The organism is Microbacterium sp. Z6_144 (genome assembly GCF_057197625.1).
In genome coordinates this window covers 1,273,109-1,298,771 of sequence record NZ_JBXVPT010000001.1, presented here as the reverse complement: position 1 = coordinate 1,298,771, position 25,663 = coordinate 1,273,109, and the positions used below count along the sequence as shown (strand labels likewise).

Genomic DNA, 25,663 nt, shown 5'->3' with positions numbered 1-25,663 from the left:
GTCCTTTCCGTCCCGCGCGGCGGGAGCGAGACGTCGGGGAATGGGACAATGAACGGATGCCACGCGTCGTGTTCCGTTCGAGGTTCAATCAGGTGTTGAGCATCGTGACGTGGGTGGCGCTGGCGGGAGTGGCCCTGGTGACCGTGCTCACGCCCGGCGTCGCCGCCGCGCCCGGCATCATCCTGGGGGCCGCGAGCGGCGTGGCCCTCGTGTGGGCGCTGCTGTGGTCGCCCCATGTGGCCGTCGACGACGAGGCCGCAGAGATCGCCAACGTTCTCACCGAGTACCGCGTCCCCTGGGCCGCGCTCATCCACATCGACACCCGTTACGCCCTGGTGCTGCACACCCCGCGGCGCCGCATCAGCGCCACCGCGGCACCGGCGCCCGGCGCCATGACCTCTGTCCGAGCCGCGCGCGCTCACCGGCGCTCGGAACAGCCCACCCGGCCGGACGTGCGGCCGGGCGATCTGCCGACGACGGACTCGGGACGCGCTGCTGAACTCGTCCGGGATCGCTGGCACCGGCTGCGCGACAGCGGGCGCATAGAACCGGGGGTGGCCGACCGGACCGAACTGCAGGTGCGTCCGCGCCTCAGCGCGATCGTTGCCATCGTCGCGGGTGCCGCCGGACTCGTGGGGGCGATCCTTCTGGTGTGACCTGCACGTCGGAGTCATGGCGCTGGGGGTGTCGACGTGGGGGGCGCGGTGGCGACGGGCGCGGTGGACGCGGCGGTCGAGCGCGTCGAGGTCGGCTCCTTCGTGCGCCGCAACGAGAATTTCTTCTGCTTGGGGTCGAACGCGTCGCGGAGCCCGTCGCCGACGAAGTTCACCAGGAGCGCCAGCAGCACGATGAACAGCGCGGGCCACCAGAACAGCCACGGGCGGGTCTGGAAGGCGGACTGGTTGTCGGAGATGATCAGGCCCAGCGACACGTCCGGCGGCTGCACGCCGAGGCGGAGGAAGCTCAGCGCGGTCTCCAGGAGGATGGCTGCGGCAGCCAGCAACGTCGCCGCGACGATCACGACGCCGATGGCGTTCGGGAGGATGTGCTTGAAGATGATGCGGGCGTCGCTCGCGCCGGCCACCCGCGCCGCTTCGACGAACTCGCGCTCGCGCAGGCTCAGGAACTCCGCTCGCACGAGGCGCGCGATCGTGGTCCACGAGATGAGCGCGAGGAAGAACGCGAGCGGCCAGACGCCGAGACCACCGGTCGCCCGGCCCACGACGGCGCCGATGACGATGATGGGGATGACGATGACGACATCGGTGATGCGCATCAGGACCGAATCCACGATGCCGCGGTAGTACCCGGCGATCGCGCCGACGACCGTGCCGATGACGGTTCCGACGATGCTGATGACGAACATCACGACGATGGAGTTCTGGATGCCGCGCATCGTCATCGCGAAGTAATCGATGCCGATCCGGTCCTGGCCGAAGGGGTGCTCGCCGAAGGTGACGCCGGAGCCGCCGAGCCACTGCGGGACGAGCGAGAGCGTCGGTGCACCGCCGTTGAGCTGCGTGTTGAGCGAGGTGTAGTTGTGCTTCCACCATCCGGGGATGGGACCGAGTCCCACCGCCGAGATGGAGAACACCGCGATCAGGAGGAACAGGATGCCGGAGACGAGGGCGACCTTGTTCGCGAGGAACCGCCGGAGGATCAGGCGCCCCTGGCTGACGCCGACGGTGTGCTCGTCCTCCCGGGACAGCGGCGCCGGGGTCAGTGCCGGTTCGGGCATCATCTGGGTCATCGGGTGACCTCCGCAGGTCGGAAGATGGCGATCATGCGACGACCCGAACGCGGGGGTCGAGCAGGGCGTACGCGAGGTCCGCGAGGAAGTTGAACGCGATCGCTGTGACGGCGATGATCAGGAAGTACCCCATCACGGGGTTCACGTCCACTCGCTCGATGGAGGAGACGAAGAGCGACCCCATCCCGCTGATGGCGAAGACGCGCTCGGTGATGACCGCTCCGCCGAGCAGCGTTCCGACGTCGGTGGCGATCAGAGTGACGATGGGGATGAGCATGTTCCGCAGCGCGTGGCGCATGACCACGGTGCGCTCGGACACGCCCTTGGCCCGAGCGGTGCGGATGTAGTCCTGGTTCATCACGTCGAGCATCCCGGCGCGGGCGTATCGCGTGTAGCTGGCGAAGGAGATGAGCAGCAGCGCGATGGTGGGCAGGAGCAGATGGGTGAACGAGTCGATCCCCGACAGCCAGACATCACCCGAGAACCCGGGGGTGCTCGCACCCACGGTCGCGATCGGGCGGCCGTTGATCCTCGGGTTGTTCATGTAGACCTGCCAGGACTGCATGTAGCGATCGAGGACGACGAAACCCGAGGAGATGACGGCGACGATGCCGCCGATACGCGCGGCCATGCCGCGATCGGGCCCGCCCAGGAGGAATCCCGTCGCTATGCCGACGGCCAGCGCGAGCAGGCCGAGGATCAAAAGGGTCCCGAACGTGGAGACGTCGAACAGGCCCTGCAGCGCGAAATAGCAGAGGTAGGCGATCGCGCCGTTGAGGCCGGCGATGAGCAGCGCCCGGCGGTTGTCGAGCCCCGCCAGGAGCGCCGTGGCGAGGATGACCGTGCCGCCGATGAGCAGGAGGAGTCCGACGGGGCCGAGCCCCGGCTGGCGGAACCAATCGGTCACATCGAAGTACACCAGGAGGGCCGCGCTCGCCGCGCCCGAGACACCGGCGACGATGAGCCGGCGACGCCCGGGCCCGCCGATCATCGCCTGCCACACGATGGCGCTGACCACGGTGAGTGCGACGATCACCCCGAGGGGGATGGTCGTCTCGGACTGCAGGAAGTTGTTGAACCCGATGGCCAGAAACTCCTTCAGGAGCACGGCCACCAGGAACGCCGGGAGGGAGTACAGGAAGAAGCTCAGCAGCGTCACACCGAAGTCGAACCCGCTGTACTGGCGCAGGGCCGTGACGACGCCCACCGCGACACCGAGGATGATCGCGACGAGGAAGGAGATCATCACCAGCTGCAGAGTCGAGGCCATGGCCGCAGGCAGGATCTCCGTGACCGGGGCGTTCGAGATGGTCGACCCCAGGTCGCACGTGCCGACAAAGGGGATGAGGCACTGCGCGGCGCCGCCGAGCCACAGGAAGTACCGCAAGACCGGCGGCACGTTGAGGTCGAGGTCTGCGATGCGGGCAGCGATCAGCTGCTCACGATTCGGGGCGTTGCTGCCTTCCAGGTCCTGGAGGGGGTTTCCGGCGTTGGCGGCGAGCACGTACATGATGAACGACGCGGCGAGCAGCACCAGAACGGAGACGGCGATGCGCCTGAGGACGAATCCGACCATCGCGTGTCACTTCTTTCGATCGGTCCGACTCACGGGGGAACGTGTTTCGGAAAGAGTAGTCGCGCTCTCTCACGCGCGAAGGTGCGGGGTGCCGGAGCCGTATGACTCCGGCACCCCGCAGGTCACCCGGGTGTCCCCGAGATCAGTCGGCGAGCGTCCACTCCTGCGCGTTCCAGACCAGTCCGGTCTGACCCCCGAAGTACTCGACGCCCGCGACGGTGCCGTTGTCTGCGAACAGACCCGGCAACTGGAAGAGCGGCAGACCGTAGAAGTCGGCGGCGGTGGCCGCGTCGATCTCGACCTTGATCTCCGACAGGCGATCCTCGTCGACGGTCACCTGGCTCTCGTCCACGAGCTCGTCGACCGCCGCGTTGGAGTAGAGGTTGTAGTTTCCACCACCGGCCGTCTTGAAGATCTGCGGAAGCGCAGCGTTACCGGCACCCGGCGACACCCACCCGAAGATGGACGCGTCGTAGCTGCCGCTGCCGAGCAGGGAGCTCCAGTCGGGCGATCCGGCATCCTCGATGACGAAGCCCGCCTCCTGGGCCGACTGCTGGATGGCCCGGAAGCTGTCCACGCGGTTCGGGTTGTTGGTGTTGTAGAGGATCCGCACCGTGGGAGTGGCGCCGTTCAGCAGCGCCCGGGCACCCTCGATGTCGGGTTCGGTGTACTCGTCGTACCCGCTCGCGGCCACCGCATCCTCGTACTGTGCGTCCGTGGGCAGGAAGATCTGCGAGTTGAGCACGCCGGCCTCGGGGTTGATCGGGGTGACGATCGAGTCGAGGATCTGCTGACGCGGGACGGTCATGAGGAACGCCTCACGAACGGCCGGGTCGGCGAAGACACCGGCGAAGGTCAGGTCGAGGTGGTCGTACGCGAGCTCATCGCCGGAGTGCACGGTGGCGTTGGCATTCTCCAGGGCCGTCAGGGTGTCGGCAGACGGCTGCGGCTGGATCGCGTTGACCTCGCCGTTCTGAAGTGCCGTGACCTGTGCGTTGGCGTCGCCGATGAAGCGGAGGATCAGCTGGTCGTACGCCGGCGACATGTCGCCCTGGTACTCGGGGTTCCTCTCCAGCGTGATGCTCGACTCCGGCACGAAGTCGGTCACGATGAACGGACCGCTGGCGACCAGCAGGCTCTCATCCGTCGGCATCGCGGTGACGTCGTATCCGGTGTTCCAGAACTCCGCGGCCGCCTGCAGCGTCGGGTTGGCCGGCACCGGGGCGTCGGGGTTTCCCTCGGGCAGCGTGTTGATCGTCGCGATGAACTCCTCGAGCGGGACGCCCGCCTTCTCCGCGATGACGTGCGCCGGCTTGCCGATCGGGTTCACGAGCTCCCAGTCGACGTACGGGGTGGAGTAGGTCAGCGTCATCGACATGTTGTCTTCGCTGATCTCAGGGAAAGAGGTCGTGTCCAGGCCCGCGGTGCTGCCGGCGAGTGTGAAGTACTGCGTTCCGCCGTTCGTCGACTCGCCCGTCGCGGGGTCGATGACGGCGTCGTCGAACCAACCGGAGTTGATGACCCAGTTGACGAGCATGTCATCGGCGGTGATGGGTTCGCCGTCGCTCCAGGTCAGCCCCTCGTTGAGGGTGTACTCGACCGTCAGCGGGTCGTCGGAGATCTTCTCGTACGTTCCGAAGTCCTCGTTGGGCAGGATGCTGTAGTCCGAGTCGAGACGGAGGAAACCGCCGAGACCGAGTCCGCCGCTCACACCGGTGAGGTAACCGACCATGCCGTTGGTGTTGAGGTTCGCGTCGGGGGTGTCACCGTTGAACGACGTGAAGGCGTTGGTTGTCGCGATCGTGATCGTGCCGCCCTCAGAGGAGGTCTCCTCCTCCGTCCCGCCGCTCGTCGTGCAGCCGGCGAGCGCGAGAGCCGCGACTGCGACACCGGCCCCCGCGGTTAGGGCGCGCTTGCGCCATGTCATTCCCGACACATTTCCTCCTGTGGAAAGGGTGATGCACCCGCCGAGGCAGCGATGCCATTTCCGGGGGGCACGGATACGAAAACTGTAGGGAGGCGTGCAGGGTTGGTCAAAACGTGTGTGGAAAACGTTACAGACACTTAACTCGCGGGGAACGGCGTGTGGCAATCTGACAAGATGCGGGTATCCAGCGAGGGAAACGCGGATGGGTCGGCCGCATCCCTCGGCCGCGCGGGGCGCGTCCGTCTGCGGTGGGAGATCGGCCTCGTCTTGGCCGTCAGCGTCGGCCAGTCCGCGCTGTACTCCGTTCTCTCCCTCGTGCGGGCGTCGCTGCGGACCACCCCGATCGGGCAGCAGCAGACGCAGCTCAACCCCACGCGGGATGCCGAGGCGGCGTGGGATGCGCTCTACCGGTTTCTCGACATCGCGTTCTCGCTCGCGATCGTCGCGCTGGTCATCTACCTCCTGTGGGAGCCGGGGCGCAATGCGCTGCGACGCATCGGGCTCGATTTCCGCGGATTCGGGGGCGACGTCACCCGGGCGGCGCTCCTGGCACTGGCCATCGGCCTCCCGGGGCTGGCGCTGTATGCCCTCGGACGCGCGCTCGGCCTGAACGTGGCGGTGGTCGCGTCTCCGCTGGACACGGCTTGGTGGGTGGTGCCGCTGCTGGTGCTGGCGGCCGCGCGGGCGGGGCTGACCGAGGAGGTCATCTTCGTCGGCTACCTGTTCGATCGGCTGCGGCGCCTCGGCTGGTCGTGGTGGAGCATCATCCTCGCCACCGCGGCCCTTCGCGGCGCGTATCACGCGTACCAGGGCTTCGGCGCGATCGTCGGGAACTTCGCGATGGGCGTCGTGTTCGGGTGGTGCTACCGCCGGTGGGGCCGCGTCATGCCGCTCGTGATCGCGCACACCGTCATCGACGTCGTCGCCTTCATCGGCTACCCCCTCGCCGCCGCCCTCTGGCCCACCGTCTTCGCCCCCTCCCCTCCCCCGTCCCCCTCCCCGCCCCCGTCCTGACCGCCCCCGTCCTGACCGCGAGACTGCACCGTGCCGACGAGAGCGCGGCATTATGTCGGGGTCTCGTCGGCAGCGTGCGGTCTCGCGGCCCCGACGGCCACTCCTCCACAGGGCGCGTTACGGGATGCGTCATCCACCGGGCTTGCGGGGCGCCCGCTCGCGGGCGGGGGGCGGGTGGATCGTGGCGGGATGATCGAGGACCCGTTACCCGCTGCCGCCAGTCCCGTCCCGCTCCTCCGCGCGCGCGACGCCCCGCACACGACCCGCGCGGTGCGTTCGGGCGACCTCACACCGGTGCTGCGAGGTGTTTACGCCCCGACGCAAGACTGGTCACGCCTCGCACCCTGGGAGCGCTATCTCGCACGGGTCCACGGCGCCGTGCTGCAGCATCCCGACGAGCCGACCTGCTTGGAAGCGGCGGCGGCGATTCACGCGCTCCCCATCTTCGGCGACCCCGGACTGGTGCACCTGCTCGGGGACGGATCAGGCACCTCGCGCGTGACGGGCGGCATCCACGTGCACACCAGCCGAGATCCTCGTTCCATCGTCACGATCCGAGGAGCGCTGGCGACGAGTCTCGCGGACACTGTCGTGGACATCGCACGGACCCGCCATCCTGCAATCGGGCTCGCGGTTGCGGATGCCGCTCTCGGCCGCGACCCTTCCCTGACGGTGGAGGCACTGGTCGCGCTGAACGAGGCGCGAGCATCCTCACGTGGTCGTCGGCACGCTCGGTGGGCGCTTCATCGAGCATCCGCGGCGTCAGAATCGGCGCTCGAATCCGTCGATCGGGCCGTGATCGAGTGGCTGGGATTCCCTGACCCCGAGCTCCAGGTATGGATCGGCGAGGGGCCCGACGCGGACCGCGTGGACAAGTGGTGGCCGGAGTTCGCCGTCGCCGGCGAAAGCGACGGCGATCTGAAGTACGACGGCCGGTACGGCGATGCATCCGTCGCTCTACGGAAACGTCACGGGCGCGACGCACGCCTGTTCCGCAACGGCGTCCGCGCCGTGCCCCACTGGGGGTGGGTCGAGGCGCTGGCGAGCGACCCGCTGGAGGCGATACTGGCGTCGGCGGGGCTGCCGATCATCCGAGCCCAGAACTCGGCGCAGCTTTTCGCCCTTCGCCGAGCACTGCGCACCCCCACCGGACGCGCCTGACAGCGAGACTGCACCCCGTCGACGAACCTGCGACATTATGTCGCGCGCTCGTCGGCAGCATGCAGTCTCGCCGCGAAGCCGGGCGGGCCGGGCGGGCCGGGGCCGGCCGGGCCGGGCTAGGCGAAGGCCTCGACGGGAGGGCAGGCGCACACGAGGTTGCGGTCGCCGTAGGCCTGGTCGATGCGGCGGACGGGGGGCCAGTACTTCGCGCGCACAAGCGAGCGCACGGGGTACACCGCGGTCTCGCGGGAGTAGGGATGCGACCACTGCGCGGTCACGACCGACTCCGCGGTGTGCGGGGCGCCCACGAGCGGGTTGTCGTCGGCCGGCCACTCCCCCGCCGCCACGGCGTGCGCCTCGGCGTGGATTGCGATCATCGCCTCCACGAACCGGTCGAGTTCGCCGAGGTCCTCCGACTCCGTCGGTTCCACCATGAGCGTTCCCGCGACCGGGAACGACATCGTGGGCGCGTGGAACCCGTAGTCGATGAGGCGCTTGGCCACATCGTCGACGGTGACGCCGGTCTCCTCCCGCAGCGGACGGAGGTCGAGGATGCACTCGTGCGCGACGAGCCCGCCCTCCCCCGCGTAGAGCACCGGAAAGTGCTCGCGCAGCCGCGCGGCGATGTAGTTCGCACCGAGAACGGCGGATGCCGTGGCATCCCGGAGCCCCTCGGTGCCCATCATCCGCACGTACGCCCACGAGATGGGGAGGATCCCGGCCGACCCGTGCGGGGCGGCCGACACCGGCCCGCCGTCGAAGACGGCGCCCGCGCGATCAGCGCTCGAGAGAACACCGTGGTCGGCCCGCTGCGAGAACGGATGCGACGGCAGGTACGGCGCCAGGTGCGCCTTCGCCGCGACGGGCCCGACCCCCGGTCCCCCGCCGCCGTGCGGGATCGCGAAGGTCTTGTGGAGGTTCAGGTGCGACACGTCGCCACCGAGGTCGCCGAACCGGGCGTAGCCGAGCAGGGCGTTGAGGTTCGCGCCGTCGACGTAGACCTGGCCGCCGGCGTCGTGCACGGCCTGCGTGATCGCCAGCACGTCGTGCTCGTACACGCCATGCGTGGAGGGGTAGGTGATCATGAGCGCGGCGAGCTCGTCGGCGTGCGCGGCGATCTTGGCGCGCAGGTCGTCGAGGTCGACGTTGCCCGCCTCGTCGCACGCGACCACGACCACCCGCATCCCCGCCAGCACCGCGGATGCGGCGTTGGTGCCGTGCGCGGACGACGGGATGAGGCACACTACCCGGCCGAGGTCGCCGCCTGCCCGGTGGAACCCGCGGATGGCGAGGAGCCCGGCGAGCTCGCCCTGCGAGCCGGCATTGGGCTGCAGCGACACGGCGTCGTACCCCGTGACCTCGGCCAGCCACCGCTCGAGCTGCTCGATGAGGGCGAGGTACCCGCGGACGTCCTCCTCGGGGGCGAAGGGGTGGACGCGGGAGAACTCCGGCCACGACACCGCCGCCATCTCGGTGGCCGCGTTGAGCTTCATCGTGCACGAGCCCAACGGGATCATGCCGCGGTCCAGCGCATAGTCGCGGTCGGAGAGCAGCTTGAGGTAGCGCATCATCGCCGTCTCGCTGCGGTGCGCGGAGAACACCGGGTGGGTGAGGTACTCGTCCGCACGCCGCAGGCTCGACGGCACGCCGCGCACCGGTTCGGCGCCGGCGAATTCCAGGCGACGCTCGCCCGTCTCGGGGAGGCCGAATGCGGCGGCGACGGCGGCGAGGTCTTCCGCGGTGGTCGTCTCATCGACCGACACGCCGACGGTCGTGTCATCCAGCCACAGCAGCTGGTATCCCCGTTCCCGGGCGCGGCGGATGACGTCCTCCGCCCGGCCCGGCACCGACACGCGGATCGTGTCGAAGAACGACTCCGAGACGAGGATGAGGTCGTAGTCGCGCAGCTCCGCGGCGAGCGCCTCGGCCTTGCGTGCGACCTCGGTCGCGATGGCGCGCAAGCCGTCCGGGCCGTGGTAGACGGCGTACATGGCGGCCATGACGGCCAGCAGCACCTGCGCGGTGCAGATGTTCGACGTCGCCTTCTCCCGGCGGATGTGCTGTTCGCGGGTCTGCAGCGACAGGCGGTACGCGGGATGCCCCGCCGCATCCTGCGACACCCCGACGAGCCGGCCGGGAAGCTGACGCTCGAGCCCGGCGCGCACGGCCATGTATCCGGCGTGCGGTCCACCGAATCCCAGCGGCACGCCGAACCGCTGCGTCGTGCCGACCGCGACGTCGGCACCGAACGAACCAGGCGAGCGCAGCAGGGTGAGCGCGAGGAGATCGGCGGCCACGACCGCGAGCCCGCCCTGACCGTGGACGGCCTCCACAACCGGGGCCGGATCCCAGATCCGCCCGGATGCGCCGGGGTACTGGATGAGCGCGCCGAAGACCTCCTCGTCCACGGCCTGAGCCGACAGGTCGGCCACGCGCAGGTCGATCCCGACGGCCTCGGCCCGGTGGCGCAGGAGGGCCCTCGTCTGCGGCAGCGCGTCGGAGTCGACGAGGAACACGTTCGAGCGCGATTTCGATGCGCGGCGGGCCAGCAGCATCCCCTCGACGACCGCGGTGGATTCGTCGAGCATCGACGCGTTCGCCGTCGCGAGCCCCGTGAGGTCGCTCACCATGGTCTGGAAGTTGATGAGCGCCTCCAGGCGCCCCTGCGAGATCTCCGGCTGGTACGGCGTGTACGCGGTGTACCAGGAAGGGTTCTCCAGCACGTTGCGGGCGATGACCGACGGCGTGAACGTGTCGTAGTAGCCGAGCCCGATCATGGGACGCGCCGTGCGGTTCTGCGAGGCGAGCGCGCGCAACTCCGCGAGCGCCTCGGCCTCCGTGGCCGCGGGCGGGATGTCGCTGGTCGCGCGGTCGCGGACCTGGATGGCGGCGGGCACCGCCGTCCGCACGAGGGCGTCGACGCTGTCGTACCCGAGCACGTCGAGCATGCGGCGCTGCGCCGAAGCATCCGTGCCGATGTGCCGCGCGGCGAAACCGGGCACGGCGTCCGCCCGGCCGGATGCGGAAGCGGATGCGGTCATGACGGGCCGCCGGTGAGCCGCGTGTATGCCGCGCGGTCGAGGAGCTCCGCGTCGGCGGAGGCGGGGTCGACGCGGATCTTCAGCAGCCAGCCGTCGCCGTACGGATCGGAATTCACCAGCGACGGGTCATCGACGACCGCGTCGTTCACGGCCACCACCTCACCGGCCAGCGGCGCGTATAGCTCGCCGACCGACTTGGTCGATTCGATCTCGCCGCAGATCTGACCCGCGGTGACCGCGGAGCCGGTCGCGGGCAGGTCGACGAAGACGATGTCGCCGAGCAGATCGGCGGCGAAGTCGGTGATGCCGACGGTCGCCACCGTCTGCTCCGAGCCGGTCGACAGGTCGCCGTCGAGCGCGACCCACTCGTGCTCGGGGGTGTATTTGAGGGCGTCGAGATCGGTCATTTCTTCCTCCGATAAAAGGGCAGGGCGGTCACGGTCGCGGGGATGCGGGTCCCCCGTACGTCGAGGGACAGTTCGGTGCCCGGCTCGCTGACACCGGGGTCGACGAAGGCCAGCGCGATGGGATGCCCGAGGGTCGGGCTCAGGGCCCCGCTGGTGATCTGCCCGACCACGGCGTCGCCGTCGTGCACGGCATACCCGGCGCGCCCGGCGCGGCGGCCCTCGGAGACGAGCCCCACGAGCACGGGCGCGTCGGCGGATGCGGCGGCATCCAGCCCGGCTCTCCCCACGAAGTCGTCCTTGTCGGCGGCGACGACCCGGCTGAGGCCGGCCTGGGCAGGCATCACGCCGAGGCCCAGCTCGTGGCCGTAGAGCGGCATCCCCGCTTCCAGCCGCAACGTGTCGCGCGCCGCGAGCCCGGCGGGGACCAGGCCGAACGGCTCGCCCGCCGCGAGCACGGCGTCCCAGAGCGCGCCGGCCGCCTCCGCCGGCACCACCAGCTCGAACCCGTCCTCGCCGGTGTACCCCGTGCGGGCCACGTGCACGCGCACAGGGTCGCCGGCGCGGGGACGGAAGAGCGCGTGGGCTAAGCGGTAGTACTTCTGCTCGTCGATGGGCGTGGAGTAGTCCGAGAGATCGGCGACGGCGGCGAGGACGGCCGCTGCCCGCGGGCCCTGCACCGCGATCAAGGCGGTCTGCTCGGTCTCATCGGTGACGGAGACGTCGAAGTGCTCCGCCCGTTCCGCGAACGCCTCGGCCACCGCATCCCGGTTGCCCGCGTTGGCGATGACCAGGAAGTGATCCGGGCCGTGCCGGTACGCGATCACGTCGTCGACGATGCCGCCTCCCGGCGCGAGGACGAGGGAGTACTTGGCCTGGTCGACCGCGAGGGCCGACAGGCGCCCCGCCAGCGCGTAGTCCAGGAAGGCGGCGGCATCGGACCCGCGCACATCGAACTCGGCCATGTGCGAGATGTCGAAGAGCCCGGCCGTCCGGCGCACCGCGTGGTGCTCGGCGAGGTCGGAGCTGTACCGCACGGGCATGAGCCACCCGCCGAAGTCCGTGAACGACGCGCCGAGGGCCTCGTGGCGTTGGTGCAGCGGCGTGGTGCGGGGGCCTGGCATGAGTTCTCCCGTCGCGATCGGGCAGGCACCGGACGGTGTCTGTGAACTCCCCCTCTGTCATCGGCCTGAGAGTTTCGCCGCCGCATCCGAAACGGGATGCAGCGGCTTTCACCGTCGGCGGACCGGGCGGTGCATCCCGATCGCTTTCCAGAGTGGCCGACCCACGCGGTACGCGGACCTGAGAGATTGGCGGGGAGGCTTGCTCCTTCGGTGCCCGGCAGGGTGCGCCCGGGCTCTCCCGCGGGGGTTGAGGCCGATATTCGGTTGTCAGCCGGAGCCGGCGGCCGCCCGAGGGCGATCCGCGCGGCCAGCATAGCGCGCGGTCAGCGCCGGCAGGACCCCGAGGGTACGGCGGCGTCGAACGCGTCGAGCCGAGCGAGCACCGGGTTCAGTTCCGTCGGGGTCATCGCGTACCCGATGTCATCGCCGACGTCGGAGCGGGCGAACACGACGCCGGCCACCTGCCCGTCGGTGGTGAGCAGCGGTCCGCCGGAGTTGCCCGGCTGCACGGTGGCGGCGAGGGCGTAGATCTCGCGCGGCGCCGAGGAGGAGTCGGAGATGTCGGGCACGGCCACGGTGCCCACCGACACGACCTGTGCAGCGCCCGAGGTGAACGGACCCCCGTGCGGGTATCCCTGCACCACGGCGGCAGCGCCCACGGGGAGCGTCGGCGACACTGCGAGCGGGTCGGCGTCGAGGCCCTCCACGGCGACCACGGCGAGGTCGTCCACGGGGTCGAAGTACACCACGCGTCCGTCGCGCGCCGCTTCGCCGGGCAGTTCCACGACGGGTTGCTCCACGCCGGCGACCACGTGGGCGTTGGTGACGACCAGTTCCGGTGAGACGGCGAACCCGGTCCCGCTCGCGGTGATTCCGCACGCATAGGCGACGCCGGTGATCTTGGCCACCGACTGCGCGGCGCGAGCCAGGGCGGGGTCATCCAGCGCGACATCCGGTGCACTCGGCGTGACCGCGGGCTCGAGCAGGCGTCCGAGGGTGGGAAGTCCCTCCTCGAACACCGATCCGCGCAGCTGTGCGAGCGCGGCCCGCACCGGAGCCGGGGTCGCCCAGTCGATCGTGCGCAGCACCGTCGAGGATGCCAGGGCACTGGAAACCACGGGAGTACCGGTGGAGACGAGGGCGCCGCCGACGAAGGAGATCGCCAGCACGGCGGCCAGGCCGCTCACCACCCCGCCGAGGATGCGCTCGGGGATGCGGAGACGGATGCGGTCGACCCCACGGCGGAGGCCCCGCCCGATCGCCGACCCGATGGCCGCGCCCAGGAGCAGGAGGAAGATGCCGGTCGCCGCGACGGCGAGCGTGCGCCACGCGGCCAGGGGCACCCACGTCCCCACGAGCGGCATGAGCCAGTACGCCGCCACTGCGCCGACCGCCAGCCCCGCGAACAGCCCGACGCTGGCGAGGAACCCGCGACGCACACCGATGAGTACCGAGACGGCCAGCAGCACGATCAGGAGGACGTCCACGAGCAGCACGGGTTCACGCTAGGCGCGAATCCTGGGAACCTCCCCCGTCGAGTCGCCACGTTCCGTTGTTTCTCGCACGGATGTCCGACGTTTGCTGGCGAGTCGACGGGCGGGTGGGGGCGGGATGGGGGCGGGATGGGGGGGGTGCTTGCGCTTCGGGTCACTCTGACACTAAGATCCAGGCAGTAAAGGTCATGATGACACAAACCACCGCATCCCGCCCCGGCGTCGACGACGCCCGCGTCGCCGTGTCCACCGTGATCTTCAGCCTCCGGCGCCGCCCGGAGGACGACGTCGCGGCGCTCGTCCTCCCCCTCGTGCGCCGCACCCGCGAACCGTACGACGGCGCGTGGGCGCTCCCGGGTGGATGGCTCGACCCGGCGGAGAGCCTGGATGCGGCGGCCTCGCGCACGCTCGCCGAGACCACGGGCCTGACCCCCAGCTACCTCGAACAGCTCTACGCCTTCGGCGCCGTGGACCGCTCCCCCACCCGCGTCGTCTCGATCGTGTACTGGGCGCTCCTTCGTGCCGACGAGGTCGACGCGCAGGTCGCCGCGCACGCCCAGGGCGGCGATGCGCCGGAGAACGTCGAGTGGTTCGAGGTCGCAAACCTCCCGCGTCTCGCCTTCGACCACAACGACATCGTCGAGTACGCCCTCTGGCGCCTGCGCAACAAGGTCGGCTACAGCCGCATCGCGCACGGTCTCCTCCCCGCCGAATTCACTCTCGCGGAGCTCCGCGAGGTGAACGAATCGATCCTCGAGCGGCGCCTGGACCCGGCCAACTTCCGCCGCCAGGTGGAAAGCTCCGGCACCCTCATCCCGACCGACCGCTTCCGCACCGGGAGCCACCGACCCGCTCGCCTGTACCGCTACAACCGGGACGTCGAGCTCGCCGACCGCGGGCCCCTGACGACCCGCAACTGATCGGAATCGACATGCCCGCGACGCTGCTCAACCCGCACCCGATCGACCCGTCGGTCGACCACGAGATCCAGGCGATCGTTGCCGGCGCCTCGACCTCGTCCACCTGCACCACCGACCTCGCCGCCGGCCCGTGGGCCTTCGACGTGCGCCCCGGCTACGGACCCGGTGCATCCATGGGCGACGTCATCCCCACCGGAGCCCCGCGGCAGGGCGAACTCCCGGCGGAGTACCGCGACGCGCCCGCCGACGAGCTGGACGACCGCATCCGCGCCGCCAAGGCCGCGCTCGGCGATCGCGTCATGGTGCTCGGCCACTTCTACCAGCGCGAAGAGGTCATCCGCCACGCCGACTACGTGGGCGACTCGTTCCAGCTCGCCGGCGCCGCGAAGGCGCACCCGGAGGCGGAGGCGATCGTGTTCTGCGGCGTGCACTTCATGGCCGAGACCGCCGACCTGCTCTCCCAGCCCCACCAGGCCGTCATCCTGCCGAACCTCGCCGCCGGCTGCTCGATGGCCGACATGGCCGACATCGACCAGGTGGAGGAGTGCTGGGAGCAGCTCGAGGAGGCCTTCGGAGATCTCGACACCCCGGGCCCCGACGGTCTCGTCCCAGTAGTGCCGGTGACGTACATGAATTCCTCGGCCGCGATCAAGGGGTTCGTCGGCCGGCACGGAGGGATCGTCTGCACGTCGTCCAACGCGCGCACCGTGCTGGAGTGGGCGTTCGCCCGCGGCCGCCGCGTCCTGTTCTTCCCCGACCAGCACCTGGGACGCAACACCGCCAAGGCGATGGGCGTGCCGCTGGACCAGATGCCCCTGTGGAACCCGCGCCGCCCCCTCGGCGGGAACGACGAGATCACGCTCTACGACAGCCGCGTCATCCTGTGGCACGGTTTCTGCTCGGTGCACCGCCGCTTCACCGTCGACCAGATCGACCAGGCCCGCGCCGAGCACCCGGGCGTGCGCGTGATCGTGCATCCCGAGTGCCCCATGGACGTCGTGGATGCCGCGGATGAGGCGGGCTCCACCGACTTCATCCGCAAGGCCATCGCGGCTGCGACGGAGCCCACCACGTTCGCGATCGGCACCGAGGTGAACCTCGTGCAGCGCCTCGCGGCGGAGTACCCGCAGCACACGATCTTCTGCCTCGACCCGGTGGTCTGCCCCTGCTCGACCATGTACCGCATCCATCCCGGCTACCTCGCGTGGGTGCTGGAATCCCTCGTGCGCGGAGACGTCATCAACCGCATCACCGTGCCCTCCTCGGTGTCGGAGCCCGCCACGGTCGCCCTCGAGCGGATGCTGGCGGCCAAGCCCCAGGCACAGGTCGGGTCGTGACCGCGGTCGTCGTGATCGGCTCCGGCATCGCCGGACTCGCCGCGGCACTGCACGCCAGGACCGCGGGGTGCACCGTGACGCTCGTCACGAAGGACGTGCTCGAGCACGCCAACACGCGGTTCGCGCAGGGCGGCATCGCCGGCGTGCTCTTCGACGACGACAGCATCGACGCGCACGTGCGCGACACCCTGGCCGCCGGGGCGGGACTGGCCGACCCGGCGGCGGTGCGCGTCCTGGCGACGGAGGGTCCCGCGCGCATCCGCGAGCTGGTCGAACTGGGCGTCGCCTTCGACCGGGGCGCGGACGGCTCCTACGCCAAGGGCCGGGAAGCGGCCCACTCCTACCCGCGCATCGTGCACGCCGGCGGCGACGCCACCGGGTGGGCCATCGAGCGCGCCCTGGCCGCTCGCGTGCGCGCCGCGGACGTGCGCGTGGTCGAGCACGCCTTCCTCGCAGACCTCGCCGGGAGCCCGGAACGCGTCACCGGCGTCGATGTGGTGCGCCGGCGCCGCGTCCCCGGCTCCGCGGGCGCCGAGGACCGCCTCGAGCGGATTCCGGCGGACGCCGTGGTGCTCGCCACCGGCGGGGCGGGGCAGCTGTACGCGCACACCACCAACCCGGCCGTGGCCACCGGCGACGGCATCGCCGCGGCCCTGCGGATGGGAGCGGCCGTGAGCGATCTCGAATTCGTGCAGTTCCATCCCACGGTGCTCGTGGGTGAGACGGTGCTCCTGGGTGAGACGGTGCTGGGTGGGGGCGAGCCGTTCCTGGTGTCCGAGGCCGTACGGGGCGAGGGCGCCACCTTGATCGACGACGACGGCCGTCGGTTCGCCTTCGACGCGCACCCGGATGGGGAACTCGCCCCGCGGGACGTCGTCGCCCGTGCGATCGTGCGCGCGATGGAAGACCAGGGCGGGCGTCCGGTGCGCCTGGATGCCCGCGGCCTCCGCGCGACGCCGGAGGCGACCGCCGCGTTCCTCGCCGACCGGTTCCCGACCATCGACGCCGCGGTGCGCGCCCGCGGGTGGGACTGGGCCCGCGAACCCATCCCGGTGACCCCGGCAGCGCACTACCTCATGGGCGGCGTCGACACCGACCTCCACGGCCGCACGAGCGTGCCCGGCCTCTACGCGGTCGGCGAGGTCGCCCGCACCGGCGTGCACGGCGCGAACCGCCTCGCCTCCAACTCGCTGCTGGAGGGCGCGGTCTTCGGCGCGCGCGCGGGGGACGTCATCGCCGCCGACGCGCGATCAGCGTGGCCCGCCACCGCACCGGCGCCCGCTCGCCCGCTCCGGGTCGCGTCCGTGCGTGCGTTGGCCGACCACGGTACGGCGGGCGAGCGATTCTCGCGCTCCGCCCTGCAGCGGCTGATGTGGGACGCAGCCGGCGTCGAGCGCTGTGCGCCCGGGCTCGAGCACGCGGCATCCGTCATCGCCGGCTGGCGCGCCACCCGGCCGGCCGCAGCCACGGTGCCCGAGCACGAGGACGCGAACCTGCTGCTGGTGGCCGAGCACCTCGTGGCGGCGGCCCGTGCACGCACCGCGTCGGTCGGTGCCCATTTCCGCGTCGACGCCGCGCCGGCAGCGTCCGCCGCGCCGGCCATGGAAGGAGCCGCCTGATGCTCACCCCCGCCCTGATCCAGCGCACGGTCGCCGCCGCCCTCGAGGAAGACGCCCCGTGGGGCGACGTGACCAGCGCCACGCTGATCGTCGAGACCGCCGTCGCGCGCGCAGAACTCGTCGCCCGGGAGCCCGGGATCTTCAGCGGGGGCGAGGTCTTCGCCGCCGCGTTCTCCCTCACCGATCCCCGCACCCGCGTCGACCTCCTGGCCGAGGACGGCGAGTACGTCGAGGCCGGCGCGACGCTGGCACTGGTCTCCGGTCCCGCCCGGGCCGTGCTGACCGCCGAGCGCATCGGGCTGAATTTCGCGCAGCGGATGACGGGGATCTCCACGCTCACCGCGCAGTACGTCGCCGAGGTCGCGCACACCGGGGCCCGGATCGCCGACACCCGCAAGACGACGCCGGGCCTGCGGGCCTTCGAGCGCCACGCCGTGCGGATGGGCGGGGGTCACAACCATCGCTTCTCGCTCTCGGACGCGGTCATGGTGAAGGACAACCACCTCGCCGTGCTCGCCCAGAAGGGGGTGTCGGTGACCGCGGCCCTGCAGGGGGCGATCGCGCAGCTGCCGCACACCACCCACGTCGAGGTGGAGGTGGATCGTCTGGACCAGATCGAGGCGGTGCTCGCCGCCGGGATCGGCACGATCATGCTCGACAACTTCTCCCTCGCCGACCTGCGCACCGGCGTCGCGCAGATCGCCGGTCGCGCCATCGTGGAGGCCTCGGGCGGCGTCGATCTGTCCACCGTCCGTGCCATCGCCGAGACGGGCGTCGACGTGATCTCGGTCGGCGCCCTCACGCACTCGGCGCCGGCGCTCGACCTCGGTCTGGACGTGCGCGTCGGCCCGGCGTGAGCATGCTCTACCTCGACGCCGCTGCCACCACTCCCGTGCGAGGAGAGGTGCTCGAAGCGATGATGCCGTACCTCACACGGGAGTTCGGCAACGCGTCCAGCCACCACACCGTGGGCGAAGCCGCCGCATCCGCCCTCACCGACGCCCGCTCTCGCGTGGCCTCGGTGCTCGGCATGCGCCGCGGTGACATCGTCTTCACCTCCGGGGGCACCGAGGCCAACAACCTCGCGGTGAAGGGCATCGCGATCGCCGCTCAGCTCAATCGGGGCGCCGCGCGCGTGATCACGACCGCGATCGAGCACGAGTCGATCCTCGCGTCGGCCGACTACCTCCGCCGCGTGCACGGGTTCGCCATCGACGTCGCGCCCGTCGACGCCGGCGGCCGCGTCGACGTCGCCGCTGTGGCCGGGATGCTGCGGGAGGACACGGCGCTCATCAGCCTCGGGTACGCCAATAACGAGGTCGGCACGGTGCAGGATGCCGCCGCCCTTGCCGCCGTGGCCTCGGCCGGCCGCATCCCCCTCCACCTCGACGCCGTGCAGGCGGCAGGCTGGCTGGCGCTTGACGCCACCGGCGCCGACGCGCTGTCGATCGCCGGGCACAAGATCGGCGCGCCGAAGGGCACCGGCGTGCTCGCCGTCCGCGGCCGCATCCCCCTCGAGCCGCTGATGCACGGCGGCGGGCAGGAACGCGGACGCCGGTCGGGCACCGAGGACGTCGCCGGAGCCGTCGGATTCGCCACCGCCCTTGAGCTTGCCGAGGCCGACCGCGCCGAAGTCGCCGTCCGCGTCGCTGCCCTGCGCGACGAATTCGTCGCCCGCATCCGGACGCTGCTGCCGGATGCCCGCGTCACGGGCCATCCCATCCACCGGCTCCCCGGCACCGCGAGCTTCGTCTTCCCCGGCACGAGCGGCGAGGCGATCCTCCTCGAGCTGGAACGGCGCGGCGTCGTCTCCTCGAGCGGGTCGGCGTGCGCGGCGGGCAGCGACGAGGCCTCCCACGTGCTGGTGGCCCTGGGGATCGACACCGACACGGCCCGCACCGCCGTGCGGTTCACTCTGCCGCGGTCGCTGTCGGACTCGCTCGCTCCGGTCGCCGACGCGCTGGCCGCCTCGGTCGCGGCGGTACGATCGGGCGCGTGAGCGCGATCACGGTCATCGTGCCCGGGCACGATGTCGCGGAGTACGTCCCGGACGCCCTCGGCTCGCTGCGGGCGCAGACACGCACCGACTGGGCGGCGGTGCTCGTGGACGACGCCTCCACCGACGCCACGGGCCATCTGTTCGCCGCCGCCGCCGACCGGGATCCGCGGTTCCGGTTCGTGCGGCACGACACCCGTCGCGGGCTGGCGGCGGCCCGCAATACCGGCCTTGACCTCGTCGACACCCCGCTCCTGGGGTTCCTCGACGCCGACGACCGCCTCCGTCCCGATGCGCTCCGCCGCCTCATCGGCGTCCTCGACGCCTCCGGCAGCGACTTCGCCGTGGGCGCGTACGTCCGCCTCCGCCCCGACGGCGTCGGCGGCTACGCGGCCGGGTCGGTGCAGCCGTGGGTGACCGCTGCGACGCACCCGGCCCGCGTCGCCACGACGCTCGTCGAACACCCCGACGCATCCGGCAACATCGTGGCGTGGTCCAAGGTGAGCCGGACGGAGTTCTGGCACCGCACGGGCCTGCGCTTCCCCGAGGGCCGCCTGTACGAAGACCAGGTCGTCGCGCAGCGGATGTACGCCGGCGCCCGCGCGTTCGACATCGTGCCCGACGTGGTCGTGGAATGGCGCGAGCGCGCCGACGGCACCTCGATCACGCAGGGGCGGGACACCCTTCCCGTGCTGCAGGAGTACCTCGCTGCGATGCGGGGCGGCATCGACGTGCTCGCCGCGGCCGGCATGCACGCCGCCGTGCAGTCGCGGGTCCGCCTCATCCTGACCATGGACGTCCCGCCGCTCGTGGAGCTCGCCCGCACCCACCCCGACGCCGCCTACCGCCGCACGCTCGGCGCCTTCGTCCGCGACATCCACGCCCTGTCCGCCGTGCCGGCCGAGGCGCCCCCGGTGTCGGCCGCCCTGCTGTGGTGACCCGCTTCCCGCCGGCGACCGTTGCCCGTGCACCAGCCCGAAGACGGCGACCGTAGGCACCCGGCTCAGGATTCGGCGATGGCTTCCTCGGTGAGGACGCGGCTGGCCGCCATCTGCTCCGCGGCCAGACTCGCGTAGAGGCCTTCTCGAGCGAGGAGCTCGGCATGCGTGCCGGATTCCACGATGCGTCCCGCGTCCACGACGTGGATGACGTCGGCGCCGATGACGGTGGAGAGGCGGTGCGCGATCGAGAGGGTGGTGCGCCCGCGCGCGGCGGCGTCCAGCGCCTCCTGCACGATCCGCTCCGACACGGTGTCCAGCGCGCTCGTGGCCTCGTCCAGCAGCAGCACGGGCGGGTCCTTCAGGAGCACCCGGGCGATCGCGATGCGCTGCTTCTCCCCGCCGGAGAGGCGGTAGCCCCGCTCGCCCACCACCGTGTCGTATCCGCGCTCGAACCCGGCGATCACGTGGTGGATGTTGGCGGCGCGGCAGGCCGCCTCGACCTCCGCGTCGGTGGCATCCGGCTTGGCGTACCGGAGGTTGTCGCGGATCGTCGCGTGGAAGAGGTAGGTCTCCTGGGACACGATGCCGATCTCGTCGATGATCGAGGCCTGCTGCAGCCGACGCACGTCCGCACCGGCGAACACCACGGCCCCCTCGGAGGCCTCGTACAGCCGCGGCGTGAGGTAGAGGATCGTCGTCTTGCCCGCCCCCGACGGCCCGACGAAGGCGACGTGCGTGCCGGGTTCGGCGGTGAACGAGACGCCGTCGAGGGTCGCCCGGCTTTCGGCCGATGCATCCGGGTAGCGGAAGACGACGTCTCGGAACTCGATCCGCCCGACGGGACCGGCGGCCTCGGACACCGGGATGGCGTCGGGCGCGTCGCCGATGGCGGGCACCAGGTCGAGGTACTCGAAGATGCGCGCGAACAGCGCCGCCGAGGTCTGCAGGTCCAGCGCCACCCGCATGAGGCCCATGAGGGGCATCAGCAGCCGCGCCTGGACCGTGGTGAACGCGACGACGGTGCCGGCGGTGATCGTGTCCAGCCCGCCGGTGACGAGGTAGCCGGAGACGAGGTAGATGATCGCGGGGACGCTGGACATCAGCACCTGGACGACCGCGAAGAACCCCTGACCGCTCATGGCCCGGCGCACCTGGAGACGCACCTGGTTGACGTTCTCGGCGGCGAAGCGCGCCGACTCGGTGCGCTGGCGGTTGAAGGACTTCGATAGCAGGATGCCGGAGACGCTCAGGGTCTCCTGGGTGATGGAGGTCAGCTCCGACAGCGACTCCTGCGTCTCCCCCGCGATGCGCGCGCGCACCTGACCCACCCGTCGCTGCACGAGGATCAGCACCGGCATCATCACGACCGCGATGATCGTCAGTCGCCAGTCGATGAGGATCATCGCCACGAGCGAGGCCGCCACGGTCACGACGTTGCCGAGGATGCTCGTCACCGTGTTCGTGAGCACGCCCGACACCCCGCCGACGTCGTTCTGCAGGCGCGACTGGATGACGCCGGTCTTGGTCCGCGTGAAAAAGCCCAGCTCCATCGACTGGAGATGCTCGAACAGGCGCACCCGGAGGTCTCCGGTGACCCGGTTGCCCACCGTCGAGGTGAGCCAGGTCTGCGCGACGCCGAGGGCTGCCGACAGCAGGAACAGCGCGATCATGATGAGGACCAGCCGCAGGAGCAGCGGCATGTCGGGCGGCCCGCCGGCGACGGGGAACAGTGCGTCGTCGAAGATCCGCTGCACCAGCAGCGGCGGGATGACCCCGACCGCCGCGGCGACGACCACCAGGATGCCCGTGACCACGATGCGTCCCCCGTACGGACGGAACAGCGCGATCACGCGGCGACCGAGGTTCTGCACCCGCGGGGCCTCGGCGTTCAGGCGACGCTGAGCCCGGACGTCCACGCCACGGAACGGCGAACCCCCGCCTCCGCCGCCTCGTCCGCCCATACTCATGCGGGCCAGCCTACGTCGGCACACGGACGCCGCCGACTAGGGTGGAGGCGGGGCCACGGTCTCTTGCGCGCGACGCATTCCGGCACGAATCGGGAATACCGCGCCGGAGCCCACCGTTGTCGTGTGGGCTTGCCACCGACTGCTGGTGGCGACCTGGCATCCCCAGAAACACCGAGGAGCACCCGTGGCCGCCGCCCAGACCGACAGCACAACCGTCGCCGCTTCCGCGCAGCGCGACCTCAGTCCCCAGGAGAGCCGCGTCATCTGGCTGCTGCTGGTGGCCGCCTTCGTCGCGATCCTCAACGAAACCACCATGGGCGTGGCCATCCCCCGGCTCATGGTCGATCTGGACATCACCGCCGTCGCCGCGCAGTGGCTCACCACGGCGTTCATGCTCACGATGGCCGTGGTCATCCCGATCACCGGATTCCTGCTGCAGAAGTTCACGACGCGTCAGGTCTTCATCGCCGCGATGACCCTGTTCTCCCTCGGCACGCTCGCGGCGTTCCTCTCCCCCGGCTTCCCCACGCTCATCGCGGCCCGCGTCATCCAGGCCTCCGGCACGGCGATCATGATGCCGCTGCTGATGACCACGCTCATGACGATCGTCCCGCCGCACCAGCGTGGCCGCATGATGGGGCGCGTGAGCATCGTCATGGCGCTCGCCCCGGCCATCGGCCCGACCATGTCGGGCCTCATCCTCGACTCGCTGGGCTGGCACTGGACCTTCGGCATCGTGCTCCCGATCGCCCTCGTCGCCCTCTTCGTCGGAGCGCGGTGGATCACCAACCTGGGCGAGCCGCGCAGGGACGCGCCCATCGACGTGCTGTCCGTCGTGCTGTCGGCCTTCGGATTCGGCGGCGTGGTGTTCGGCCTGAGTCAGATCGGCGGCGGCGGCCACGGTGGTGCGGACGCGGCGGCGGCCGACGCGATGTCGAACACGACGCTCGTGGTCTCGCTCACCGTCGGGGCGATCGGTCTCGCGCTGTTCGTGTGGCGTCAGCTGGTCAAGCAGCGCTCCGACTCGGCGCTGCTGGATCTGCGCGTGTTCCGCTCGGCCAACTTCTCCCTCTCGGTCGCGCAGCTCGGCATCATGGCGATGGCGTTCTTCGGCGCGATCACGCTCCTGCCGCTGTACCTTCAGGACGTCCGCGGCCTGTCGCCGCTGGACACGGGCCTCATCATCCTCCCGGGCTCCCTCGCGATGGGCTTCGCCGGCCCGGCCATCGGGCGCATCTACGACCGCTGGGGCACGCGCGTGCTGCTCATCCCCGGCGCCTTCGTCACGAGCGCGATGCTGTGGGTCTACACCACGGTCCACGCCACGACCGCGATCTGGCTGATCGTGGCCGTGCAGACGGTGCTGTCGCTGGGGCTCGCGATGTCGTTCACGCCGCTGTTCACCGCGTCGCTGGCGTCGTTGGAGCCGCGGTTCTACTCGCACGGTTCGGCGATCGTCGGCACGGTGCAACAGGTCGCGGGCGCAGCCGGCATCGCCCTGCTCATCACCGTGATGTCCTCCGTCAGCGCCGCCCACAGCACCGATGGCACCGCCGACGCCTCCGGCACGCAGGCGGCGTACCTGATCGCGGCACTGCTGTCGCTTCCGACGATCGTGGGCGCTTTCCTCATCCGCAAGCCCGCCGACGCCCCCGCGGGCGCCCCGGTCATGCACTGACCTCGGACCAAACCACCTGAGATTTTCCGCCCCTGCCCGGGGTGGGAAGGAATAACCTGTCCCCGTGGGAAAGACTGAAGCCTTCGAACACGCCCAGGAACGCGCGATCTCCGCACCCTTGAGCGACCAGCAGTGGGAGCGCATCCTCCCCTTCGGCACGCCCGACGAGGTGCAGGCCGGAGATTATCTCTTCCGCTCCGGCGACCGCGAGTACGACCTGATCCTCGTCGACACGGCCGAGGTTGAGCTCGTGCGCGACTCGCTGTGGTGGCTACCGGAGACCGTCATCGCGACCATGGGTCCGCGCACGTTCGCCGGCGAGCTGGGTCTCCTCAACGAGCAGGGAGCCTTCCTCTCGCTGCGGGTGACCCGCCCCGGCCGCATCCATCGGGTGACGCGCGCGTCGCTTCGCAAGCTCATGAGCGAGGACGACGATCTGTGCGACCTCCTGCTGCGCACCCTGTGGCTGCGCCGTGAGTCGCTGCGCCGCGGTCCGGCCGCACTGACGCTGAAGTTCGTCGGTGCACCATCGACGAAGAACTTCCAGTCCCTGCGCCGCTTCGCCGAGCGGCTCGATCTCGTCCACACCGCGCACGAGGTGCAGCCGGGCGACTCGTACACCCTCGAGCACCACAACGTGCCCGCGGAAGACCTTCCGATCGCCTTCATCCAGGGCGAGCCGATCCTGCGTGCCACTCCGGGGATCGTCGCCGAGCGCCTGGGGCTGAGCTATCAGGGCGACGCCGATGAGGTCGTCGACCTCGTCGTGGTCGGCGGCGGACCGGCAGGTCTGGCGGCGGCGATCTACGGCGCCTCGGAGGGGCTGAGCACGGTCCTGCTGGATGCGGTGGCCCCCGGCGGGCAGGCCGCCGCCACGTCGCGCATCGAGAACTTCCTCGGATTCCCCTTCGGCGTCAGCGGGAGCGACCTGATCGGGCAGGCGTCGCTGCAGGCGCTGAAGTTCGGCGTGCGCGTCTACGCGCCGTGCGAGGCGGCCCAGCTGCGCTCGACGGACGACGGCCTGGAAGTCACCCTCACCGACGGGCGCATCATCCACACCCGCACCGCCATCGTGACCTCGGGGGCCTCCTACCGGCGTCTGCCGCTGGAGCGCTGGGCGGAGTTCGAAGGCGCCGGTATCTACTATGCCGCGACCCAGTTCGAGCTCCGCCACGTCGTCGACTCTCCCGTGGTCGTCGTGGGCGGCGCCAACTCGGCGGGGCAGGCGGCCCTGTACCTCTCGGCCCACGGCTCCCCCGTCCGCCTCGTCGTGCGCGGCAACGACCTGGAGCGCCGCATGTCGGCGTATCTCATCGACCGGCTGCACGAGGATTCGTCCGTGGAGGTTCTCACCGGGGCGAACATCACGGCTCTGGAGGGGGACGGGTCGCTCCAGCGGGTGCGGATCGACGCGGTCGGCGACGTCGACGCGCGAGGCCTGTTCTGCTTCATCGGGGCCGACCCGGCCACCGGATGGCTCTCCGAGCTCGATCGCGATGCGGACGGATTCCTCCGCACCGGTATCGACATCCCGGCGGAGCGTCTCGGCGTCAACTGGTCGCGCCTCGGGCGGGAGCCGCTGCCGTTCGAGACGTCGATCCCGCGGGTGTTCGCCGCGGGAGACGTGCGTCGCGGATCGATGAAGCGCGTGGCCGCTGCCGTGGGTGAAGGGTCCAGCGCCGTGGCCTCGGTGCACCAGGCGCTGGCGGGCTGAG

At 70.9% G+C, this 25,663-nt stretch carries 19 protein-coding genes and 2 riboswitches; of the genes, 11 read left to right on the top strand and 8 right to left on the bottom strand.

Features of this window, described 5'->3' with window-relative positions; all coding sequences use genetic code 11:
- Positions 1–56 precede the first annotated feature (56 nt).
- The gene (locus AC2DGY_RS06345) at positions 57–656 is read left to right on the top strand and encodes a PH domain-containing protein (protein ID WP_484508852.1); all 600 of its coding nucleotides are present in this window, start codon (positions 57–59) and stop codon (positions 654–656) included.
- A gap of 14 nt (positions 657–670) precedes the next feature.
- Here the strand turns inward: AC2DGY_RS06345 and AC2DGY_RS06340 are convergent, their stop codons facing one another.
- From AC2DGY_RS06340 to AC2DGY_RS06330, 3 genes are all read right to left on the bottom strand, one after another.
- Entirely contained in the window at positions 671–1,750 is a 1,080-nt protein-coding gene (locus AC2DGY_RS06340; RefSeq protein ID WP_484508851.1) for an ABC transporter permease, read from the bottom strand.
- A 31-nt stretch (positions 1,751–1,781) separates the two neighbouring features.
- Positions 1,782–3,326 (bottom strand): ABC transporter permease, encoded by a 1,545-nt coding sequence (locus AC2DGY_RS06335; protein ID WP_484508850.1) that lies wholly within the window; start codon positions 3,324–3,326, stop codon positions 1,782–1,784.
- Positions 3,327–3,468: 142 nt separating this feature from the next.
- Entirely contained in the window at positions 3,469–5,253 is a 1,785-nt protein-coding gene (locus AC2DGY_RS06330; RefSeq protein ID WP_484508849.1) for an ABC transporter family substrate-binding protein, read from the bottom strand.
- 174 nt (positions 5,254–5,427) lie between these two features.
- Here AC2DGY_RS06330 and AC2DGY_RS06325 point away from each other — a divergent pair, with 174 nt between their 5' ends.
- Positions 5,428–6,267, top strand: a complete 840-nt coding sequence (locus AC2DGY_RS06325) for a CPBP family intramembrane glutamic endopeptidase (protein ID WP_484508848.1) — start codon at positions 5,428–5,430, stop codon at positions 6,265–6,267.
- A 189-nt stretch (positions 6,268–6,456) separates the two neighbouring features.
- Entirely contained in the window at positions 6,457–7,428 is a 972-nt protein-coding gene (locus AC2DGY_RS06320) for a hypothetical protein (RefSeq protein ID WP_484508847.1), read from the top strand.
- A gap of 116 nt (positions 7,429–7,544) precedes the next feature.
- Here the strand turns inward: AC2DGY_RS06320 and gcvP are convergent, their stop codons facing one another.
- The 4 genes from gcvP to AC2DGY_RS06300 form a co-directional block, all read right to left on the bottom strand.
- Positions 7,545–10,469, bottom strand: a complete 2,925-nt coding sequence (gcvP, locus tag AC2DGY_RS06315) for an aminomethyl-transferring glycine dehydrogenase (protein WP_484508846.1) — start codon at positions 10,467–10,469, stop codon at positions 7,545–7,547.
- A complete protein-coding gene (gene gcvH, locus AC2DGY_RS06310; protein ID WP_484508845.1) occupies positions 10,466–10,876 on the bottom strand; it encodes a glycine cleavage system protein GcvH in 411 nt (136 codons plus the stop codon). Before gcvH ends, gcvP begins: the two co-directional genes overlap by 4 nt.
- Positions 10,873–11,997, bottom strand: a complete 1,125-nt coding sequence (gene gcvT / locus AC2DGY_RS06305) for a glycine cleavage system aminomethyltransferase GcvT (RefSeq protein WP_484508844.1) — start codon at positions 11,995–11,997, stop codon at positions 10,873–10,875. Before gcvT ends, gcvH begins: the two co-directional genes overlap by 4 nt.
- 47 nt (positions 11,998–12,044) lie before the next feature.
- Positions 12,045–12,153, bottom strand: a riboswitch (glycine riboswitch).
- Positions 12,154–12,248, bottom strand: a riboswitch (glycine riboswitch).
- Positions 12,249–12,320: 72 nt separating this feature from the next.
- On the bottom strand, positions 12,321–13,493 hold the full coding sequence (locus tag AC2DGY_RS06300) for a MarP family serine protease (protein ID WP_484508843.1): 1,173 nt from the start codon (positions 13,491–13,493) through the stop codon (positions 12,321–12,323).
- 188 nt (positions 13,494–13,681) lie between these two features.
- On the opposite strand from AC2DGY_RS06300, the gene AC2DGY_RS06295 reads away from it, so the two are divergent.
- Genes AC2DGY_RS06295 through AC2DGY_RS06270 form a run of 6 tightly spaced genes read left to right on the top strand, consistent with a single transcriptional unit; the run spans position 13,682 to position 20,300 of the window.
- A complete protein-coding gene (locus AC2DGY_RS06295) occupies positions 13,682–14,410 on the top strand; it encodes an NUDIX hydrolase (protein WP_484508842.1) in 729 nt (242 codons plus the stop codon).
- Between the two features lie 11 nt (positions 14,411–14,421).
- Positions 14,422–15,747 carry a quinolinate synthase NadA gene (gene nadA, locus AC2DGY_RS06290; RefSeq protein ID WP_484508841.1) on the top strand — a complete coding sequence of 442 codons (1,326 nt, stop codon included), beginning with the start codon at positions 14,422–14,424 and terminating at the stop codon, positions 15,745–15,747.
- The gene (gene nadB, locus AC2DGY_RS06285) at positions 15,744–17,366 is read left to right on the top strand and encodes an L-aspartate oxidase (protein ID WP_484508840.1); all 1,623 of its coding nucleotides are present in this window, start codon (positions 15,744–15,746) and stop codon (positions 17,364–17,366) included. The genes nadA and nadB overlap by 4 nt, the downstream gene beginning before the upstream one ends.
- Positions 17,366–18,223 (top strand): carboxylating nicotinate-nucleotide diphosphorylase, encoded by an 858-nt coding sequence (gene nadC, locus AC2DGY_RS06280; RefSeq protein WP_484508839.1) that lies wholly within the window; start codon positions 17,366–17,368, stop codon positions 18,221–18,223. Before nadB ends, nadC begins: the two co-directional genes overlap by 1 nt.
- A 2-nt stretch (positions 18,224–18,225) precedes the next feature.
- Positions 18,226–19,365, top strand: coding sequence for a cysteine desulfurase family protein (locus AC2DGY_RS06275; protein WP_484509983.1), 1,140 nt, complete (start codon positions 18,226–18,228; stop codon positions 19,363–19,365).
- A complete protein-coding gene (locus AC2DGY_RS06270) occupies positions 19,362–20,300 on the top strand; it encodes a glycosyltransferase family 2 protein (RefSeq protein ID WP_484508838.1) in 939 nt (312 codons plus the stop codon). Before AC2DGY_RS06275 ends, AC2DGY_RS06270 begins: the two co-directional genes overlap by 4 nt.
- 65 nt (positions 20,301–20,365) lie before the next feature.
- On the opposite strand, the gene AC2DGY_RS06265 is transcribed toward AC2DGY_RS06270, so the two are convergent.
- Positions 20,366–22,264 carry an ABC transporter ATP-binding protein gene (locus AC2DGY_RS06265; RefSeq protein WP_484509982.1) on the bottom strand — a complete coding sequence of 633 codons (1,899 nt, stop codon included), beginning with the start codon at positions 22,262–22,264 and terminating at the stop codon, positions 20,366–20,368.
- 190 nt (positions 22,265–22,454) lie between these two features.
- Here AC2DGY_RS06265 and AC2DGY_RS06260 point away from each other — a divergent pair, with 190 nt between their 5' ends.
- Both AC2DGY_RS06260 and AC2DGY_RS06255 read left to right on the top strand, forming a co-directional pair.
- Entirely contained in the window at positions 22,455–23,948 is a 1,494-nt protein-coding gene (locus AC2DGY_RS06260) for a DHA2 family efflux MFS transporter permease subunit (protein ID WP_484508837.1), read from the top strand.
- A gap of 64 nt (positions 23,949–24,012) precedes the next feature.
- Complete coding sequence (locus tag AC2DGY_RS06255) at positions 24,013–25,662, top strand: FAD-dependent oxidoreductase (RefSeq protein ID WP_484508836.1); 1,650 nt, start codon at positions 24,013–24,015, stop codon at positions 25,660–25,662.
- The last annotated feature ends 1 nt before the right edge of the window (position 25,663 follow it).

Bases quoted from the DNA above. Each gene is read 5' to 3' on its own strand.
- nadA (WP_484508841.1), top strand. From the start codon at position 14,422: ATGCCCGCGACGCTGCTCAACCCGCACCCGATCGACCCGTCGGTCGAC.
- AC2DGY_RS06275 (WP_484509983.1), top strand. From the start codon at position 18,226: ATGCTCTACCTCGACGCCGCTGCCACCACTCCCGTGCGAGGAGAGGTG.
- AC2DGY_RS06345 (WP_484508852.1), top strand. From the start codon at position 57: ATGCCACGCGTCGTGTTCCGTTCGAGGTTCAATCAGGTGTTGAGCATC.
- AC2DGY_RS06340 (WP_484508851.1), bottom strand. From the start codon at position 1,750: ATGACCCAGATGATGCCCGAACCGGCACTGACCCCGGCGCCGCTGTCC.
- AC2DGY_RS06320 (WP_484508847.1), top strand. From the start codon at position 6,457: ATGATCGAGGACCCGTTACCCGCTGCCGCCAGTCCCGTCCCGCTCCTC.
- AC2DGY_RS06325 (WP_484508848.1), top strand. From the start codon at position 5,428: ATGCGGGTATCCAGCGAGGGAAACGCGGATGGGTCGGCCGCATCCCTC.
- AC2DGY_RS06335 (WP_484508850.1), bottom strand. From the start codon at position 3,326: ATGGTCGGATTCGTCCTCAGGCGCATCGCCGTCTCCGTTCTGGTGCTG.
- AC2DGY_RS06265 (WP_484509982.1), bottom strand. From the start codon at position 22,264: ATGGGCGGACGAGGCGGCGGAGGCGGGGGTTCGCCGTTCCGTGGCGTG.
- gcvT (WP_484508844.1), bottom strand. From the start codon at position 11,997: ATGCCAGGCCCCCGCACCACGCCGCTGCACCAACGCCACGAGGCCCTC.
- gcvH (WP_484508845.1), bottom strand. From the start codon at position 10,876: ATGACCGATCTCGACGCCCTCAAATACACCCCCGAGCACGAGTGGGTC.
- nadC (WP_484508839.1), top strand. From the start codon at position 17,366: ATGCTCACCCCCGCCCTGATCCAGCGCACGGTCGCCGCCGCCCTCGAG.
- gcvP (WP_484508846.1), bottom strand. From the start codon at position 10,469: ATGACCGCATCCGCTTCCGCATCCGGCCGGGCGGACGCCGTGCCCGGT.
- AC2DGY_RS06295 (WP_484508842.1), top strand. From the start codon at position 13,682: ATGACACAAACCACCGCATCCCGCCCCGGCGTCGACGACGCCCGCGTC.
- AC2DGY_RS06330 (WP_484508849.1), bottom strand. From the start codon at position 5,253: ATGACATGGCGCAAGCGCGCCCTAACCGCGGGGGCCGGTGTCGCAGTC.